The organism is Leptotrichia sp. oral taxon 215 str. W9775 (genome assembly GCF_000469505.1).
In the GTDB taxonomy this organism is placed as follows: Bacteria; Fusobacteriota; Fusobacteriia; order Fusobacteriales; family Leptotrichiaceae; genus Leptotrichia_A.
Window position 1 is genome coordinate 106,422 of sequence record NZ_KI272841.1, and the last position, 18,967, is coordinate 125,388.

At 29.9% G+C, this 18,967-nt stretch carries 15 protein-coding genes; 12 read left to right on the top strand and 3 right to left on the bottom strand.

The window, feature by feature from the left end:
* Both HMPREF1984_RS05065 and HMPREF1984_RS05070 read left to right on the top strand, forming a co-directional pair.
* The coding region (locus tag HMPREF1984_RS05065) for an oligopeptide ABC transporter substrate-binding protein (protein ID WP_021766840.1) at window positions 1–1,442 on the top strand (1,442 nt) is incomplete at its 5' end.
* Between the two features lie 175 nt (window positions 1,443–1,617).
* Entirely contained in the window at window positions 1,618–2,433 is an 816-nt protein-coding gene (locus tag HMPREF1984_RS05070) for a hypothetical protein (RefSeq protein ID WP_021766842.1), read from the top strand.
* Between the two features lie 85 nt (window positions 2,434–2,518).
* Here the strand turns inward: HMPREF1984_RS05070 and HMPREF1984_RS05075 are convergent, their stop codons facing one another.
* Together HMPREF1984_RS05075 and dtd are read right to left on the bottom strand one after the other, a co-directional pair.
* Window positions 2,519–3,196 (bottom strand): C40 family peptidase, encoded by a 678-nt coding sequence (locus HMPREF1984_RS05075; RefSeq protein ID WP_021766843.1) that lies wholly within the window; start codon window positions 3,194–3,196, stop codon window positions 2,519–2,521.
* Between the two features lie 30 nt (window positions 3,197–3,226).
* Window positions 3,227–3,664, bottom strand: coding sequence for a D-aminoacyl-tRNA deacylase (gene dtd, locus HMPREF1984_RS05080; protein ID WP_021766844.1), 438 nt, complete (start codon window positions 3,662–3,664; stop codon window positions 3,227–3,229).
* A 291-nt stretch (window positions 3,665–3,955) separates the two neighbouring features.
* On the opposite strand from dtd, the gene metA reads away from it, so the two are divergent.
* The 6 genes from metA to HMPREF1984_RS05110 all read left to right on the top strand — a co-directional run bounded on the left by metA (window position 3,956) and on the right by HMPREF1984_RS05110 (window position 11,342).
* Complete coding sequence (metA, locus tag HMPREF1984_RS05085; RefSeq protein ID WP_021766845.1) at window positions 3,956–4,879, top strand: homoserine O-succinyltransferase; 924 nt, start codon at window positions 3,956–3,958, stop codon at window positions 4,877–4,879.
* A 39-nt stretch (window positions 4,880–4,918) separates the two neighbouring features.
* The gene (locus tag HMPREF1984_RS05090; protein ID WP_036099834.1) at window positions 4,919–5,605 is read left to right on the top strand and encodes a helix-turn-helix transcriptional regulator; all 687 of its coding nucleotides are present in this window, start codon (window positions 4,919–4,921) and stop codon (window positions 5,603–5,605) included.
* Between the two features lie 149 nt (window positions 5,606–5,754).
* Window positions 5,755–7,290: a L,D-transpeptidase family protein gene (locus tag HMPREF1984_RS05095; RefSeq protein WP_156894246.1), complete on the top strand. Its 1,536-nt coding sequence runs from the start codon at window positions 5,755–5,757 to the stop codon at window positions 7,288–7,290.
* Between the two features lie 85 nt (window positions 7,291–7,375).
* Window positions 7,376–9,160: a L,D-transpeptidase family protein gene (locus HMPREF1984_RS05100; RefSeq protein ID WP_021766848.1), complete on the top strand. Its 1,785-nt coding sequence runs from the start codon at window positions 7,376–7,378 to the stop codon at window positions 9,158–9,160.
* A gap of 94 nt (window positions 9,161–9,254) precedes the next feature.
* A complete protein-coding gene (locus HMPREF1984_RS05105; protein WP_021766849.1) occupies window positions 9,255–10,373 on the top strand; it encodes an aminotransferase in 1,119 nt (372 codons plus the stop codon).
* Between the two features lie 93 nt (window positions 10,374–10,466).
* A complete protein-coding gene (locus tag HMPREF1984_RS05110; protein ID WP_156894247.1) occupies window positions 10,467–11,342 on the top strand; it encodes a M23 family metallopeptidase in 876 nt (291 codons plus the stop codon).
* Between the two features lie 10 nt (window positions 11,343–11,352).
* Here HMPREF1984_RS05110 and HMPREF1984_RS05115 read toward each other — a convergent pair whose 3' ends face one another.
* Window positions 11,353–12,312, bottom strand: coding sequence for a site-specific integrase (locus tag HMPREF1984_RS05115; protein WP_036099873.1), 960 nt, complete (start codon window positions 12,310–12,312; stop codon window positions 11,353–11,355).
* A 334-nt stretch (window positions 12,313–12,646) separates the two neighbouring features.
* Between HMPREF1984_RS05115 and HMPREF1984_RS05120 the strand changes: the two genes are divergently transcribed.
* From HMPREF1984_RS05120 to HMPREF1984_RS05135, 4 genes are read left to right on the top strand one after another with little or no spacing between them, the layout of a single operon-like run.
* Window positions 12,647–15,799: a helicase-related protein gene (locus HMPREF1984_RS05120; RefSeq protein WP_036099836.1), complete on the top strand. Its 3,153-nt coding sequence runs from the start codon at window positions 12,647–12,649 to the stop codon at window positions 15,797–15,799.
* Entirely contained in the window at window positions 15,800–16,513 is a 714-nt protein-coding gene (locus tag HMPREF1984_RS05125) for a DUF4391 domain-containing protein (protein ID WP_021766853.1), read from the top strand.
* A gap of 15 nt (window positions 16,514–16,528) precedes the next feature.
* Complete coding sequence (locus HMPREF1984_RS05130) at window positions 16,529–18,493, top strand: site-specific DNA-methyltransferase (RefSeq protein ID WP_021766854.1); 1,965 nt, start codon at window positions 16,529–16,531, stop codon at window positions 18,491–18,493.
* 51 nt (window positions 18,494–18,544) lie between these two features.
* Entirely contained in the window at window positions 18,545–18,829 is a 285-nt protein-coding gene (locus tag HMPREF1984_RS05135; protein ID WP_021766855.1) for a hypothetical protein, read from the top strand.
* Window positions 18,830–18,967 lie beyond the last annotated feature (138 nt).

Consider the following 18,967-nt stretch of genomic DNA (forward strand, 5'->3'; position numbering starts at 1 on the left):
CTATAAAAATAAAAGATGGAATGAAATGGTCTGATGGACAGCCAATAGTTGCAGATGATGTAATCTATCCTTATGAAGTAATAGGTAACAAAGATTACACTGGTGTAAGATATAGTGATGAGAGTGCCAAAATAGTAGGAATGGAAGAGTATAAAGCAGGAAAGGCATCCACAATTTCAGGAATTAAAAAAGTTGATGACAAGACAGTTGAAATTTCTTTTAAAGAAATGGGACAGGGAATCTTTACAGGTGGAAATGGGCTGCTGACTTATGCAATGCCTAAACATTATTTGAAGGATGTACCTATAAAAGATCTTGAAAAATCAGAAAAAGTAAGAACAAAATTGGTAGTGGCAGGACCTTATACAATAAGCAGCATAGTGCCTGGAGAAAGTATAGAATTAAAAGCAAATCCTAATTATTTCAGAGGAAAACCTAAAACTGAAAAGGTTACAGTACAGGTTGTAAACTCACAGACAATAACTGCCGCTATGAAGTCAGGAAAATATGATTTAGTATTTGATATTCCGACAGAATTATACAAAATTTATAAAGATTTTGATAATATAGAAACACTTGGAAGACAGGAACTTTATTATTCATATTTAGGATTTAAAATGGGGAAATATGATAAGGCAAAGGGTGAAAATATAGTAAATCCTAATGCAAAAATGGCTGATTTAAAATTAAGACAGGCACTTGCTTATGGACTTGATATAAATCAGATGGTAAAAGCTTTCTATGACGGATTAAGAGAAAAAGCGACTTCTTCTGTGCCACCTGTATTTGGAAAATATTATCCAAAAGATCTAGCAGGATTCCCTTATGATCCTGAAAAGGCTAAAAAACTTTTAGATGAAGCTGGATATAAAGATGTAAACGGTGACGGATACAGAGAAGATAAAAATGGAAAACCATTTGAAATAAAAATTGCCGCAATGTCAGGTGGAGATATAGCTGAACCATTAGTACAGTTCTATATACAGCAATGGAAAGAAATAGGAATAAAAGGTGTTCTTGCAACAGGAAGACTTATAGAATTTAACAGTTTCTACGACAAAGTTGAAGCAGATGACCCTGAAATAGATGTATACTTTGCGGCATGGGGAGTTGGAACAAACTTAAGTCCGTTTGAAACGGCAGGACGTAAATCAATGTTCAATTATTCAAGATTTGCTTCAGAAGAAAATGATAAACTGATGGCTGAAGTGGCAAGTCCTAAAACATTGACAGATCCTAACTATAAGCCGGAAGCTTATAAAAAATGGCAGGAATATTTTATAAATCAAGCAGTTGAAGTACCTTTAACTTACAGATATCAATTATACCCTGTAAATAAACGTGTTAAAAACTTTGATGTAGCTTATGGTTTACAAAAACAAGGAAAAGGAATACACCTGGTTGAACTTACAGCTGCAGAACCTATAAAATCTAAAAAATAATATTATAACTGAAACTGAATGAGGGTGTAATAAATGCCCTCTTTCTTTTTTCCAGATACTGAAATATGGAGCTGTAAAATTAAAAGTTGTAAAATAAAGAAAATATTGATTAAATCATTAAAAAATGATAGAATTTTAACAGAAAAAATTAAGTTATGAGAGGAGAAATAAGTTAATGGATGAATTGAGAAAATTATTAAAGGAAGGAAAGCTTACTTTTAGACAGTACTTTATAGTAGCATATGAATTATTTAAGGAAATGATTAAAAATGATAATAAGGAAATAATAGTATTATATGTCCTTTATTTGGCAACTGTATTTTTTGTTGTAAGTCAGAATCCTTTATTCGGAATGCTTACTGGTATAGTAACACTTGTAGCTATATCTAGAATATGGTTATTATACAAAAAAGTGATTTTTAAAATAGAAGAAAGGGAATATGATAACAACGGTAATCTAAGAAAAATATTTGCACTGCTAGGTTTTTCAGCATTAATTGGATTTATACTGGCAGTAATGTTTATGCATTATATCTTCAGTCTTGGAATCGAAAGATTGTCAAGTACAGATCAGATAAGTTTACTTTCTGAAATGAGAAATCCAATTATAATATTGGTAGTTATAATGCTTCTTATACAAATATGTATTTTATATTTTATTCCAGTGTATATGTCAAGAAGAGGCGGTTTCTGGGAATCCTTCAGATATAATTTATATCTTTCCAAAGGAAATAAAATGAAGGTGTTCATACCAATATTTGTTATTGGGGCATTAAATGTTGGAATAGGACAGACTTTAGGTAGATTGGGAATTATAGGAATTTTTTTGAGCACAGTTCTGACAGTGACGCTTAATATATTTAAAGTAATACTGCTGTCAATTATTTATCTTAATGTGGAATATACAAGTGAAATACCTGAAGAATTTTCTTATCTTATAGGTAAAGAAGAAGAAACTTATAATGTAGTAGAAGATAAAATAGAAGAATAAAAGGTAATAATAAAAAAACTGTTTCAAGTTTTCAGATTTTAAATATATCTGGCTGAAACAGTTTTTATTATATTATAGCTATTATTTATACATTTGCACTTGCAGTATCAACTCTCACACCATGTACAAAATATTTTGACCAGTAGGAGTGTTCCAATGAAGATAATATAACTCCTTTTGAGGAAGAAGCATTTATGAACAATGAATTTCCTAGATAAACAGCTGTATGATTATATTTTCCATCAGGTCTGAAGTACAAAATATCTCCAGGTTTCAAATTATGTCTTGAAACATGTCTTCCTACTTTAATCTGATCTTTTGTAACTCTAGGTAATTCAAAACTGAATACTTCACGATAAACTCTACGTGTTAAGGCAGAACAGTCAATTCCTCTGCTTGAATCTCCACCAAATGCATATCTTGTCCCTTTCCAGTTTTCAAATGATTTTAAAAGGGCATTCTGCAACTTGACTGTACGTATTTCAGAACTTGTACCGCTAATTAAAAGTCTCTGATTTTTCTCCTGCAGTTCGTTAATTTTAGTAATAACTAAACTATCATTACTAAATCTGTTTTTTAAATTTTGATTGTCTGATTTGTGCTCCCTGTCATCTTCTTTTCTGCTAGCAGTTGCATCTGCATTTTCAGGATCTGTCTTAACTTTATTATTTCCTTTTTTAGAGCTTAAATTCTCCTGTAAAGTTGAACAGTTCATTGCAAATAAGGAAAGCGAAGCCATCAGAATAACATTTTTCTTTTTCATAATAACTTTTCCTTTCTGAAGTTTTTAGCTTTAAGATTCTATAATTAAATTTATTGGACCATCATTTATTGACTCTATTTCCATATATTGCTGGAATTCCCCTGTTTTGAAGGGTACATCTGTTTCTGAAAGTTTTTCAACAAAAAGGTCATATATTTTTTTAGCTTTTTCTGCAGGTGCTGAATTTAAATAATCCGGTCTTCTGCCTTTTTTTGTATTTCCATAGATTGTAAAATTACTTACAATTAGCAGTTCCCCTTTGATATCCTGTACAGATAAATTTAATTTACCGTTTTCATCATCAAAAATTCTCAAATGAATCAGCTTGTCAACGCAGTAATTAATATCTTTAATGTCATCTTCATGTGTAATACCCAGGTATGCAACTATTCCTCTGTTAATTTCACATTTAAAATTGTTATTAACAGACATTTTTGCAGACTTTACCCTTTGTATAATTAATTTCATAAAAACCACCTGTAAAAAAATGTATTTCTGTTATTTTATTTTATAAATATTCTAAGGATTTGTCAAGCTTTTTCTTATAAATTCATTTAAAATTTTATTTGAAAATACATATAAAAAAGTGTTAGCTAAGTATTTTATAAGCTTAAGCAAATAATAAGGCTATACTGTAGTCTATAGAAAGTAGAAAGAATATCTAAATACTCTTGCAATTTAAGGGAAAAAAATATATAATATTTAATAAAATTAAATAAGCTTTAAGCTATAAAAAATAATGAAAGGAGAATATTGACAATGCCTATAAAAATACCAAATAATTTGCCAGCTGTAAATATTTTAGCAAAGGAGAATATTTTTGTAATGAACGAAGCAAGAGCATTGTCGCAAGATATTCGGCCTTTGAAATTTGTGATAGTAAATCTGATGCCTACAAAAATAGAGACAGAAACCCAGCTTTTAAGATTGTTGAGTAACACTCCCCTTCAGATGGAGGTAACACTATTAAAGATGGACAGCTATGTGTCAAAAAATATTTCAGAGGAACATATGGAAAATTTCTATAAGACTTTTAATGACATAAAAAATGAAAAATTTGATGGGCTTATAATTACCGGAGCTCCTGTGGAAACTCTTGAATTTGAAAAAGTTGATTACTGGAAGGAACTTACAGAAATTTTAGAATGGAGCAACAAACATGTTTTTTCAACATTGTACATATGCTGGGGAGCACAGGCGGGACTTTATTATCATTATGGAATAAAAAAATATCCCCTCAATGAAAAGCTTTTTGGAATATATCCTTTAAAGCTTGATGACAGCAGCATAGGACTTTTTAGGGGATTTGACGAAGTATTCTATATGCCGCAGTCAAGACATACAGAAGTAAAGGAAGAAGATATAAATAAAATTGAGGAACTTGAAATATTGGCAAAATCTCCTGAAGCAGGAGTTTCAATTGTGAGAACAAAGGATAAAAGAAGGATATTTGTTACAGGGCATATGGAATATGACAGAATGACCCTTGCATCTGAATATGAAAGAGATGTTAAATTAGGCAAGGAAATAAGCGTTCCATTTAATTATTATCCGGAAGATGATCCGAAGAAAACTCCTTTATTCAAGTGGAGGGGACATGCAAACCTTTTCTTTATAAACTGGATTAACCACCATGTTTATCAGGAAACTCCTTATAATCTGGATGAGCTGGAAGAAATGTAAGTTTAGAACAATATGAAATATGAATCAGAAGGAGAGATTATGGAAACTACAGGAGAAATATTGGAAAAATATATCAGAAGAAAGATATCCCAGGTAGAACTTTCTAAGCTGATAGGAGTTTCTCCACAATACATAAGTAATATTATAAATGACCTGAAAGGACCGTCAGAAAATTTTCTGGATAAGTTCTATAAAATATTTGATGTGTCGGATGAAGATAAAAAGAAAATTTCTGAATATGAGGAACTTAGAAGATTACCAAAAAAAATTCAGGAGGAAATCACTCTTTTTAGACAGGATGAGATAATACAGGAAAAAAAGCATAAACTTCCTGTAAGTAATATTGTACTGGATGGTGAAATTCTTCCAAATGACGAAATATATTTCTTCAATGAAAAGGAGATACAGATTTTCCCTAAATTTGAAGGAGATGACGAAGATCTTTTTTCAATAATAGTGAAATCTGATAATTATGAACCAAAATTTCACTATTTGGATACTTTAATCTTTTCAAAACAAAAAAAAATTAATTTTGAAGAGTTACATAAAAAATATTGTCTTGTTGAATATGAAAATAAGAAGTATATAAAAAATGTTGAATATGTTGAAGATACAATAATTTTAAAAGCTTTAAACGAAAAAGAAGATACAATGATTTTTCCTAAAGGAACATATTATAATTTGAGAATATTAGGAATATTGAAGGGGTGTCTTCATCTATATTAATATAAATTATTAATATAAAAAACTTATATTATATATATTGTATATTGTAGATGATATATATGAAAATATAGTAGATTTTTTTACCAATTTATTATAAAATTATATGTGAATATATATTGAGAAATGATTTAAAAGAAATAGGAGTTGAAATGAGAAAAAATAAATTAGCCTTGTTTACTTTTGCATTGGCAGCATTTAATTTTGCAGGAAAATCAAGTGAAAAAATATCATTACCGAAGGAATATACAGAAAATATACAGGTAAATGGTTACGATATCTATGAGACAGAATATGATTTTGATAATGATGGAACACCTGAAAAAATAGTGATAAACAGGAAAAGTGACAGTATCATAGCAAAGGGAGGACTGGCTTCAATTTATACGTTGCAGGATGGTAAGTATGCACTTACTTATCAGATTCCTCTGAAAAATGAAGCAACTGCATTTTCTTTTGAAAATACTGAAAAAACATTGAAAAGTATAAAAGATTATTATGGAGAATATTCTAAAGGAATAGAAAAGGGAGAGGTAAGAGTAGTAAATCTGTTTGGTGACAATACAAATGAAAACGTATCAGTAAACCTTAAATATGATAAAAATTCTCTTAAAGATTTGGAGAACTTTCTTTTTATTGGGCATTCAGAAGTGCTGAGGGAATCACCGAGTAATTCATCACCTGGAGTCGCCACTTTGAAATATAGGGATAAGCCTAAGTTATTGCTGGAATTTACGTCTTTAAAAGATAATACAAGCCAGAAATGGTACCTTGCGGAATTTGGTAAGGAGTCAAAGGTAAAGGGTTATATACAGGAAAATAGTAAGGTTATAAAAAGAGGATTCTATTGGGATAAAATGGTTTCCAAAATGGAAAAAATAAATGCTTTTGTTTCAGATACGCTTGAAAAAAAGGAAGATATCTATATTGTTACTGAATACAGACCGTTGGCAAATGATTATTACAGTAAAAAAGACAAATTTGGGAATAGAAGCAACCAAAGTATAAAGGGATATGTAAATTCCAATAAAGAAGGAGAATACATAAATATACCGGATAGGACGCTTCTTAGAGTTTTAGGTGAAGAAAATGGTATGGTAAAAATAGAAACACCAATGTATGGAGGCCCATATTATATTGAAAAGAAAAATAATAACATACAGAAATCAGGTATAACATCTAAAATAAATAAGTTTGTTGCAATAGATCCGGAAAGTCAGACGGAAGCCATATTTGAAAGAGAAAATGATACCAATAAATTTAATATTGTAACTTATTCTTTTGTAACAACAGGAGTAGATAACGGATACTCATCATATGAAACACCGCATGGAGCTTTCCTTGTGGCATTTACCAGACCTTATATGCTATTTACGGGACATGCCAGGGAAGGGGATACACGTAAAAGTGCAGGAAAAGAAGGACTTGTAATAGCAGGAGAAGCCAATTATGCAGTAAGATTTAGTGGTGGTGCATACATGCATGGAATTCCGGCTGCATACGGAGCATCAAAGTCAACAAAAGCTTATACTGCAGGAAAAATAGGAACGTATAAGGAATCACATAAATGTGTAAGACATTATGATGACCAGATTGAATATATAGTAAAATGGATAAATGCGGACAGTCAAAAAAAGGAAAAGGAAAATACAATACCAGCAGAGCCGGTAGTAGTAGTGGTCTTATAATAAACAAATTTAGAAATTTTAATATTATAGCTAAAGTTAAAAAAATTCATAAAAATATTTCACAAATTTGGAAATGAGGTAAAGTATGAAAGGTACTAAGAAAATTATTCTATTATTTTTTCTTATGATTTTATCTGTGTATGGAAACGTCGCAGGTAATCCTGTAACTAGTGGAAATACTGCAGAAAAAACAGAAGAAAAGAAGGAATGGAAATCGAATGAACTTAAACCGGATTTAGATAAGGACGGTAAGAAGGATAAACTAGTTATTATGTATCTGATTGAACCGGATAGGGTTGTAACTAAGTTTATTCCATATATAACAGATGATAAAGGAAAGTCTGTAAAAGGAAAAGAAGTTGAAAAAATATTTGGGAAATCAAATTTCGATAATGATTTTGGTAATTTTATGACTAGCTTTATAGATAGTTATCCTAAAAAAGAAGTAGCAAAATCTAGCTCTGATTCCAATACAGAGCCAAAAAAAGAAAATATCAAAAAAGCAGAAACTGAAAAGAAAACAGAAGAAAAGAAGCTAGCAGAGAAAACACCAGCTGTAGCTGAAAAAAAGCCTTCTACAGCTGAAAAAGCACCTGCGGAAAAAGCACCTGATGTAACAGAAAAAAATGATGTTCCTGAAGATTTAAAGAAAGAGGATAACATAACTAATGTACCTCAGAATACGGATACAGATATAAAATCTAAGGACAATGTGGTAGATGAAGGTAAACAGCCTGCAAAAAATATTAAAGGGCCTTATACTTATATTAATTACTATGTAAAAGAAAGACCAAAAAATTTAACTTTCAACTATAAATATGACAAAAATTCTCCTAAAGATATGGATGACTTCGTATTTATAAAGACAGCAACAGCAGTAAGAAAAGAGCCAAATACAAAATCAGGAGTTCTAAAGAATGCCGCCTACAGTCACAAATATAAAGTTATTGGAAAAGTTAAGACGAATGTACCTGGTGGAACTGCAGAATGGTATGAAGTTTATTTTGATGGTAAACTTGGGTATGTTTTAGCTGCAAATGCAATAAAGAGGGAATTTGACTGGAATGACATGATGAAAAGGGCTGAAAAAACTAATAACTTTATAAAGGAAGCAGTTGCAAAAAATCAGAAAATTTATGTTTTAGATGATTATACTCCATTAGGTGGAGGTAACGGTTCAAGCAAGGATAAGTATGGTAATAAAGAAAATCAGAGTGAAAGAGGATATTTAAGTTCTTCATTTAAGGAATTTATAAATATTCCTGACAGATCAATCATGACAATAACTGAAGAAACTGATAAGTATATAAAGGTAAAAATAGATGTTTATGATGATAAGGAATATTATCTTCAGAAATCAAACAAGAAACTTCTGAAGGATTCAGGAATCAAGGAAGAAGTTTCAAGATTCATTTATGTTGATAGACATAGCCAGAATGAAATGATAATAGAAAAAAATAAAGATACAAACAGTTGGAATGTTGTAACAAGTTCTTTTGTAACAACAGGAAAAGATGGAAATGGCTCATATGCAACACCTTATGGAGTATTCCATGTAGCTTATTCAAAACCTGTAATGCAGTATACAGGTTCTGCAGGAACAGTGGTAGGAGATGCTAAAAATGCCGTAAGATTCAGTGGTGGAGGATATATGCACAGTATACCTTCATTATTTGAGCCAAAGGAAACAAGAAATCAGAGAAAAGCTGTAACAGCAAAGAAAATAGGAACTTATCCTGAATCGCATAAATGTATAAGACATTATGATGATCAAATAAAGTTTATATATGACTGGCTTGGAAATGCTTCGCCTGGAGATAAGAACGGTTTCAGAGTACCTGAAGTTCCAACAGTTATGCTTGTAAAATAGCTCTAAACGATAAAATAATATTTAGGAAGGATATTCGGGGTATTCATTTAAAAGTGGGTATCCCGTATGTTTATATATAAAAGAGGTGAGTAATATGAAAATTGCAAACTTTGGAGTTGAAGAATGGCTAAATGTATGGGAAAATGATGCGATTTATGATATTGCAGGAAGTTCAATAGCATCATTCACATTGGAAGAAATTATAAAAACAGGAAATAAAAGTGAAAAAGAATTTTTTTCAGGGTTAATGACGAAAAAGATGAATTATGGATGGATAGAAGGTTCACCGGAATTTAAGGAGCAGGTAAGTCTTTTATATAAAAATATTAAGCCTGAACAGGTTTTACAGACAAATGGGGCAACAGGAGGCAATTTCCTGGCTTTATATTCTCTGATTGAGGCTGGAGACCATGTTATTTCACTGTATCCCACTTATCAGCAGCTGTATGATATACCGCGTTCTTTTGGTGCAGAAGTGGATTTGTGGCATATTAGGGAAGAAAATAGATGGTTGCCAGATTTGGAAGATTTACGGAAACTTGTAAGAAGTAATACAAAAATGATATGTATTAATAATGCAAATAATCCTACAGGAGCAGTTATGGAGGAAGATTTTCTGAAGGAACTGGTAAAAATTGCTGAAGGCTGTGGAGCCTATATTCTTTCTGATGAAGTCTATAAATCACTGGAAACAGGAATAGAAGTTCCTTCGATTGCTGATTTATACGACAAAGGGATATCAGTAAACAGTATTTCAAAAACTTATTCTGTTCCAGGGATACGTATAGGCTGGGTTGCTGCCAATTCCGAGTTAAGTGATATTTTCCGTAAATATCGTGATTATACAATGATATGTGCTGGAGTGTTTGATGATTATCTGGCTACGTATATACTGGAAAATAAGGAAGCTGTACTTGAAAGAAATAGAAAAATAGTAACAGAAAATTTAGAAGTTGTAAAAAAATGGGTGGAAAATGAACCTAAAGTATCACTGATTTATCCTAAATATGTATCAACTTCCTTTATTAAATTAGATATTCCAGTTGATACAGAGGAATTTTGCATAAAACTTCTGAAGGAAAAGGGAGTACTGTTAGTTCCAGGTAACCGTTTTGATATGCCGGGATACGCAAGATTAGGTTACTGCACACATAGGGAGATACTGGAAAAGGGACTTGAAAAGCTTTCGGAATTTTTGAGAGAATTTGAATAATTTAAAGAGGAGATTTTAAAATTTACTACTATGGAAAATAATTACAGTAATATGAAAAAAAATAAAAAATGGCGTATTAATAAGAGAAAAGTTATGTTTGTTTTTATAATTCCTTTAATAATTGTCGGAATTATTTTTTCAGTTGTAACTTATATTAATACTAAACGTGAAGAAGCAGTTGTCAAAGCGGCAATGGAAGAGGAAGAAGACAATATTTTCAGGATAGATCCTGTAAAAAATCCCCAAGTTACATATTATAACTTCAGGGGGGAAGAATATCCTGACTGGGCTAAATTTGGAATGACAAGAAGTAATGGAATAAAGGCTCATCAGGGAATTGATATTTTTGCTGTTCCGGGAACAGATGTCTTTGCAGTTCTGGATGGAAAAATTGTTGATTTATATGTAGATAAAAAGGGTTATGGGTTAAATTTTTATCTGGAAGTGGATCCTAAGGAGCTTGAAAAAATTAAGAGAAAAAATTATAAGCCAAAGGAAGGTTCGGGAGAAGAAAACTACGGTCCAAATTATGAACCCGGAATGGTAATAAAATATCTGAGATATTGTCATTTGAGTGAAGTCAGTGTAAAAGTTGGAGATACAGTAAAGGCAGGGCAAATACTTGGAAAAACAGGAGTTACAGGTAATGCAAGCGGAACACGTGCTCCACATCTGCATTTTGAAATAGCTTATGAAATGAGGGGAAAAGGGCTTTTAAACAGAGTGGATCCTGAAATGTATTTTAAGATAAAAAATGGGAATCAATTATCTGAGGAAGAGAAGAAAGTCCAGTATGAAGCTACTCAATTAGTCTGGAAAGCTGATAAAAAATATGCGGAAGGTTTCAGGCTAGCAAGTGTGTTTATGGATGAGGAAAACGAAAGAAGGCTTAAGGAAGAGGAAGAAAAGAATAAAAAAATTTCAAATAATGGAAAAGTTTCCGGAAGAAAGAAAGGGAGCAGGAGATAAGGCGAGGGCCTTATCTTTTTCTTTTTTTGAGGTATGAAGAGAGTTTGTTGTGGATTAGGGTTAGGCATTTTTTCTTATGTTCCATTTTTGGATGAACATATAAATTTAGAGTTGTATTTATGCTGGAATGTCCTAAAATTTCTGCAACAGTTTTATAATCAGTTCCAAGTTCGATTGCCTGTGTTGCAAAAGTATGTCTCAAAGAATGAAAAGAAAGTTTTGAAATATTTAGTAAGGAAAGTATTGAATAATAGTATTTGCGGTATATTCTAGGTTCAATAAAATTTCTATTTCCTGAAATAATATAGAAATTATTATTTTTACGTAATTTTTTAATTGTTTTTATTAGATGTTTACTGAGGGGAATATTTCTAAATGAGGAAGTTGTCTTTGGAGAAGAAATGATGATTTTACTTTCACTTGAAATAGTTTTTTTAATATAAATTCTTTGAACAGTTCTATTTACAGATAAGATTTCATTTTCAAAGTCAATATCACACCATTTCAAACCACAAACTTCGCCTATTCTTAAGCCACATAGTAAAGAAATCAGTATACCAAGAGATTTTTCATCTAGATTGGAGTTTATATATTGAAAAAGTTTAAAATGTTCAGCATGGCTAAAAATTTCTATTTTTTTACTTGGAATATTTTTAGGAAATTTATAGTCAAAAGTTTTCCTCTTAATAATACCATTTTTCATTGCAGAATTTAAACAAGATTTGATAACTGTCATAATATCTTTTACAGTTTTTAGTGACAGTCCTTTTTTATTATTTAATTTTCCTGAATTTAATTTTTCAAATATTATATTTTGTAGGTCATTATTTTGGATATAGTTTATATTTTTAGCACCTAAAGATGGTTTTATGTGGTTTTCAATAATATTTGAGTATGTTGCATAAGTAGATTCTTTAAAAAAGGGTTTTTCATTTTTTAACCATATGTCAATCCATTCTGAAAATTTCATATCCTTTCTACAATTAGTATTCTTTTTCATATTTTTACCTCCCTGTAATATAGTTCTTATTAATTTTACTATATTTGTGGAAGTTTTTCATTTGAGGAGAATTAAGCTGAATACTTAATTCCAGTTTTATTAAAACTTACTTTTTTAAAGTAAATTCTAATATATTATACCATATATTATTTAAATATGACTAAAAAACGTCTAGAAATCTTTAGCCATTTTTTTCTTTTCTATATAATTTTAAAACCTCTGGAATTAAGTATTCAGATTAATTTTAAATAGGGCAGGTTGATAGAGGTTTTAAAAACTCTAAATGAAAAGGATATTGAAGAAAATGGAAAATTCAGCAAAAAAATTTATTGAAAAAATAAATGAAGTTTTGGCAGAAAAAGAAAATGCTGTGGTGAATATCATTAATGATAAATTAACCATATCAGTTTTTACGGCACTGGAAAAAAATTTAAAAAATGTGAAGGAAATAAATTTTGTTATAAGAGATACAAAGTTTATTCCTGAAAATAGTGAAATATCGAGAGAATTTGAGATAACGCCTAATGATATTTTGTACAATTCTTACGATATAAAGGAAAAAAATAAGTTGAAGCATTTTGCTAAGGCGAAGGCTATGTATGATTTTATAAAAAATAATGTAAATGTCAGAAAAGTAAAGCCATATCAGAAAGTAAATGGAAATATTTTAATAATTGATGATGATTTTATGATTCAAGGGACATCATCACTTGAAATATACGAAAAAAGGACAAATCGCTATGATTTTGATACAACAATAAAAGGAGAAAATGAAAAAGAACAAATTCTTGAAACAGTAAAAAAATATAATCAGATTTGGAATAACAATGATGTAACACAGGATTATAAACAGGAATTATTAGAAAGCCTTGAATTTGTTTATAAAAATTATAACCCTGAATTTTTGTATTATTTCACGTTAAATGAATTGTTTGGAGATAAGTTGGACAGTGGAGTTGAGAGATTTGAAAATGACAGCGAAAAATTTAAAAAGACTGAAATTTGGAATTCGCTTTTTGATTTTCAGAAGGATTGTGTTGTTTCTGCTATACAAAAACTTCAGAAATATGGAGGATGTATAATTGCTGATTCTGTAGGATTGGGAAAAACATTTGAGGCACTTGCTGTGATTAAATATTTTGAAATAAGAAATGATAATGTATTAGTTCTTACACCAGCAAAATTATACGATAACTGGCGTTCTTTTACAGGAAGTTATAAAGATAGCTTTTTGGATGAAATGTTTAATTATAAAATTATGTTTCATACGGATTTATCGAGAACTAAGGGAGAATCAAAATCAGGTTATGAACTAAGCAGATTTGACTGGTCAAAATTTGATTTAGTTGTGATAGATGAGTCACATAATTTCAGAAATAGAATTGCAAAATATGATGAAAATGATGAGTTAATAATGAACAGATACTTTAAATTACTTCATGATGTAATAAAAAGTGGAAAAAATACAAAAGTACTACTGTTATCAGCGACACCAGTAAATAATAGTCTTGTGGACTTGAAAAATCAGATTTCAATTATAACAGGAGATAATGACAATGCTTTTAATGAAGAAGGTATTTCGAGCGTGGGATATTTACTGAAAAAAGCGACGCAAGTTATAAATGACTGGGAAAAAGAAGGAAGTCAGAAAAAAGATGAGTTACTGGATAACTTGCCGTCGGATTTTTATAAACTGCTGGAAATGATGACAATATCAAGAAGCAGAAAACATATTACAAATTATTACGGAACAAAAAATATAGGTAAATTTCCTAAAAAAAATAAACCAATAACTTATTATCCTGAAATAGACAGCAAAAATCAGTTGTTAGATTTTAAATATACAAATTCACTTTTAGAAGAACTGAATTTATCAGTATATACACCAACAAAATTTATAAAAAGTGACAAATTGGCCTACTACATCAACAAATACAAGTTATCAGGAAATCGTGGAGGAAAACTGGACTTTGAAACACAATCAAAAGGACTTATTTATCTGCATAGAGTGAACTTATTTAAAAGGCTGGAAAGTTCAGTTTATTCATTCTCTGAAACGTTGAAAAGACTGATTGAAAATATTGACAGGACAATAGATAACTTACAGAAAGGACAGCAGATTGAAGAAGAGCTTGATGTGGAAAATGAAGATGAAATATATATTGAAAGAAGTAAGTATGAAATAAAGGTAGAAGATTTGAGAATAAATGCCTATCTTGAAGAGTTGTATAACGATAGAGATATTGTAAAAAAAATATATGATGAAACATTGATTTTATTGAAAGAAGGTAGAGATAACAAGATTCATGAACTGGAAAAGATTGTGGAAAATAAGGTTGAAAATACACCATATAATGAAGGAAATAGAAAAATACTTATTTTTACAGCATTTGCGGACACAGCAAACTATATCTATTCTGAGTTGTTAAAAAAATTCGATGGTAAAGATATTAGCATTGCAAGTGTTACAGGTAAAGGCGTAAAAACTACAAACAAAAAAGTAAGAGAGGACTTTCACAGCATTCTGAGTGCATTTTCACCAAAGTCCAAAATGAAAATTGAAATCCCACAGGAAGAACAGATAGATATTATAGTGGGAACAGACTGTATTTCAGAAGGACAGAATTTACAGGACTGTGATACTGTAATAAACTTTGATATTCAGTGGAATCCTGTGTCGCTTATTCAGAGATTTGGAAGAGTGGACAGAATAGGAAGTAGAAATGACAAAATACAGATGATTAATTTCTTTCCGAATGCAGATCTGAATGAATATTTGGACTTGGAGAGAAGAGTAAAAGGGAAAATGACAACATTAAATATTGCTTCCACAGGGGATGAAGATATGCTTAATCCTGAAATGAATGATTTTAACTTTAGGAAAAGACAGCTGGAAAAATTGAAGGATGAAGTGATAGATATAGAAGATACAAATGAAAATATTTCATTGACAGACCTTAATATGAACGAATATCTGTATGAACTTTCAAATTATGTGAATAATCATAAGGAAATAAACAAAATACCTAAAGGAATTTATTCTGTAGCTGAAGGTGAACAGAAGGGAGTGTTGTTCTGCTTTAAACATAGTAAAAATGATGCTAAACCTAAAAATGACAGTTCCCTTTATCCCTATTACCTGATTTTTGTTGGAAATAATAAAGAGATTTTATTTAAAAACAGTCAGGCAAGGGAAGTTATAAAACTTTTCAGACAGCTATGCTATGAGAAAAATGAAGTTCAGGAAAAAGTTTTAAAGGAATTTTTTAAAGATACGAAAAATGCTACAGAAATGGGATTTTATTCAGAACTGCTTAATACTGCGGTAAATAGTATAAAAGGTGAAGAAGAAGAAAAGGCTATTCAGACAGTGTTTGATTTTTCAGGATTTAATAACAATTTTAAAAATGATATGATTGATGACTTCGAATTAATTTCTTTTCTGGTGGTGGGTTAGATGATAAATATGCCCGAAAGATATGAAGTAAATCAGGAAATAAAATTGAAAAATCTTATTCTGAAGGAATTTAAACCTGATGAAAAAAAGAAAATAAAGGAATATGTAAAATCTGTAATATTAAAGTACGTGATAAATGATGAAGAAATACCGAGTGTGGAAGATGAAAAATATAATTTTAAGGTAATTCAGTATTTTGACTTTGAAATAAGCGATATAAAAAAGGCAGGATTTCTTGCAAATTTATATCAGGAAGCAATTAAATCGCCGTGTGTATTAAGATTTTACGATAATTCAAAAGAAGTGTATTCCTTAGCTTTAAAAAGACTGAATCAAAATGATAGAGATGAAATAGTAGTTACAGATACAGTAATGACTGAAATATTTGACTTGTCAATGTCAAGTTCAGCAAAAAGGGAAGTGGAAGGAGTTTTAGACTATTCTAAAATCCTGAATCGAACTAACAAAGTTAATTTTTATTCGGAGATGTTTATAAGAAATTATATTTTAAAAAACCAAAAATATTATCAGAAATCAAGGAATATTTTAGAAAGTTTAATATGGTATGACAGAAACAAAACGATTAATATTTTTGAAAATTTTAAAAATCTTGTGATGTACAAAGAAAAAATGAAATCAACTATTAGAAATAGTGAGAAAGTAGAAATTAATAAAAAAATCAGAGAGATAATTTCTGAATTGGATAAATATTAGAATTTTGGAGGAAAAATGGAAAATAATAAAATAAAAAAAGAGATAAATGACATAGTAAATGATAATTTAAAAGCACTAGAACAATTATTTCCATCTGCTGTAAAGGATGGACAGCTGGATATAAAAGCATTAAAGGAAGAACTGGGAGATTTTGAAGAAGTAACAACTGAAAAATATGAGTTAAACTGGGCAGGGAAACAAAATGCCAAAAAAAGAGTACAGCAGGGGATAGGAAATAAAACATTGAAATTTGTGGAAAAAGATAGTAAAAATGCTGATACAACAGAAAATATCTATATTGAAGGAGATAATCTGGAAGTATTGAAACTGTTAAGACAGAATTATTACAACTCAATAAAAATGATATATATTGACCCGCCGTATAATACGGGAAATGATTTTGTCTATAATGATACTTTTAAAATGGACAAGGAAGAGAGCGACAAGGCAGAGGGAATAATATCAGAAAATAATGAAAAACTGCAGAAAAATCAGAAGTCAACTAACAGGTACCATGCAAACTGGTTAAATATGATGTATCCAAGATTGAAACTGGCTAGGGATTTACTGACTGATGAGGGAGTTATATTTATAAGTATTGATGATAATGAGCAGGCTAACCTAAAGAGATTGTGTGATGAGATTTTTGGGGAGGAGAATTTTGTCGGGGTAATTTCGAATATAACAGGAGCTAGTCAAAATGGTGAAGGAGTTCTTTTGCAGAAGAATATAGAGTATTGTTTGGTTTATTCAAAATTAATAGATAGAGTAAGCATTAATAAAGTAGATAAAGCGAATGAAGAATTGAGAAATTTATCAGATGCACCTACTTCATTGATAACAAGACCAGATATGGGATATACAATCTATTATAATACAGAGACAAATGATATTATTCCAGTTAAAGACTATAATAAAAATAAAATTCTTTCAAATATTCAAGAGGAAGTGTATCAGGATGTGAAAGAATTAATTGAAAATGGATACATACCAATTAGACCAGGAATTAAAAATAATCAGTTGCACAGATGGAGATGGGGATTTGAAACTTTTTCTGAAAGAAAAAATGAAATAATTGTAAAAAAAATAAATGATAAATTTAATGTATATTTTAAGCAATCAGGATATAATCCACCTAAAAATATACAAAAGTTTTCAGTTGGAACAAATGAATTAAAAAAATTATTTGATAATATTAAAATATTTGATTATCCCAAATCAGTAAATATGTTAAAATATTTAGTTTCTATTGGAATGAATAAGGGAGATTTAATGATTGATTTTTTCTCAGGTTCAGCAACAACAGCACATGCCGTTATGAAACTAAACAGTGAAGATAATGGAAATAGAAAATATATAATGGTTCAATTACCTGAAACAACTGATGAAAAATCAGAAGCATTTAAGGCTGGATATAAAAATATTGCAGAAATTGGAAAAGAGAGAATCAGACGTGCTGGAGAAAAGATAAAACAGGAAATAGAAGAATATAATTCAAATTTAAAACTTGGAGAAGAACCAAAAAAAGTTCCAGATATTGGATTTAAAGTATTTAAAGTGGATGATACAAATATAAAATGGTACGACTTGGAGAATTTCAATGAAGAAAGTCAATATTCTTTTGATGACCCTGATTCATTGGATTTTGTGCTTGGAAGCAATGATATTGATATTGTTTATGAAATAATGTTAAGACAGAATGATGTTCCGTTGTCAGAAAATCTGGAAGTGTTGACAGATATTGGAAATAGAACTTATCTGTATGCAAGTACATACTTGATTTGCCTTGAAACAGAAATAACAGAGGAAATGGTAGAAAAATTAGCTTCATTAGATCCGTTACCGATAAAATTTGTATTTAGGGATTCAGCATTTAAGGATAATATTTCATTGAAGGATGAGACTTTTAGGAAGTTGAGAAGTCTGATTGAGAGAAATTCAGGGGAGAGTAAGGTTAGTTATAGGGTTGAGTTTATTTAGGAGAGGAGAAGAGGTAAAAAAATAAAATAAAAATAGGAAGGAAATGAAAAAATGAAAATAGAAAAAGAGATATCAGAAAAAATAAGAAAAGAATTAGAAAATAAGATAGTTATAGGTTCAACCACAGCATTAAAAAATGAATTTAGAAAATACAATGAAATGTTAGATGTAAATTTAGGCTCTTGTTTTAAGATTCCAACACAAGAAAATAAAAATAAGTTTCCTTGTAATATTTTAATTGAAGATGAAATAGTAGGAAAATTAATATACGAAGAAATTAAAGATGGGAGACATAAAATCTTAAAAATAGAATTTTTAGATGAAGAGTCTGAATAGTAAATTTAGTTTATTTAATATAGGTAATTGTAAAAGTAAAAAATACATAATAATAAGGGATTAAAGATCTTTGTCAGAGAGTTGGAAAAAAGAAAATCAAATATTCAGATTCTATATTTATTGGAATTTTTAGACTTT

Bases quoted from the DNA above. Each gene is read 5' to 3' on its own strand.
- HMPREF1984_RS05110 (WP_156894247.1), top strand. From the start codon at position 10,467: ATGTTTGTTTTTATAATTCCTTTAATAATTGTCGGAATTATTTTTTCA.
- HMPREF1984_RS05105 (WP_021766849.1), top strand. From the start codon at position 9,255: ATGAAAATTGCAAACTTTGGAGTTGAAGAATGGCTAAATGTATGGGAA.
- HMPREF1984_RS05120 (WP_036099836.1), top strand. From the start codon at position 12,647: ATGGAAAATTCAGCAAAAAAATTTATTGAAAAAATAAATGAAGTTTTG.
- HMPREF1984_RS05130 (WP_021766854.1), top strand. From the start codon at position 16,529: ATGGAAAATAATAAAATAAAAAAAGAGATAAATGACATAGTAAATGAT.
- HMPREF1984_RS05115 (WP_036099873.1), bottom strand. From the start codon at position 12,312: ATGAAATTTTCAGAATGGATTGACATATGGTTAAAAAATGAAAAACCC.
- dtd (WP_021766844.1), bottom strand. From the start codon at position 3,664: ATGAAATTAATTATACAAAGGGTAAAGTCTGCAAAAATGTCTGTTAAT.
- metA (WP_021766845.1), top strand. From the start codon at position 3,956: ATGCCTATAAAAATACCAAATAATTTGCCAGCTGTAAATATTTTAGCA.
- HMPREF1984_RS05075 (WP_021766843.1), bottom strand. From the start codon at position 3,196: ATGAAAAAGAAAAATGTTATTCTGATGGCTTCGCTTTCCTTATTTGCA.
- HMPREF1984_RS05090 (WP_036099834.1), top strand. From the start codon at position 4,919: ATGGAAACTACAGGAGAAATATTGGAAAAATATATCAGAAGAAAGATA.
- HMPREF1984_RS05135 (WP_021766855.1), top strand. From the start codon at position 18,545: ATGAAAATAGAAAAAGAGATATCAGAAAAAATAAGAAAAGAATTAGAA.
- HMPREF1984_RS05095 (WP_156894246.1), top strand. From the start codon at position 5,755: ATGAGAAAAAATAAATTAGCCTTGTTTACTTTTGCATTGGCAGCATTT.
- HMPREF1984_RS05070 (WP_021766842.1), top strand. From the start codon at position 1,618: ATGGATGAATTGAGAAAATTATTAAAGGAAGGAAAGCTTACTTTTAGA.
- HMPREF1984_RS05125 (WP_021766853.1), top strand. From the start codon at position 15,800: ATGATAAATATGCCCGAAAGATATGAAGTAAATCAGGAAATAAAATTG.
- HMPREF1984_RS05100 (WP_021766848.1), top strand. From the start codon at position 7,376: ATGAAAGGTACTAAGAAAATTATTCTATTATTTTTTCTTATGATTTTA.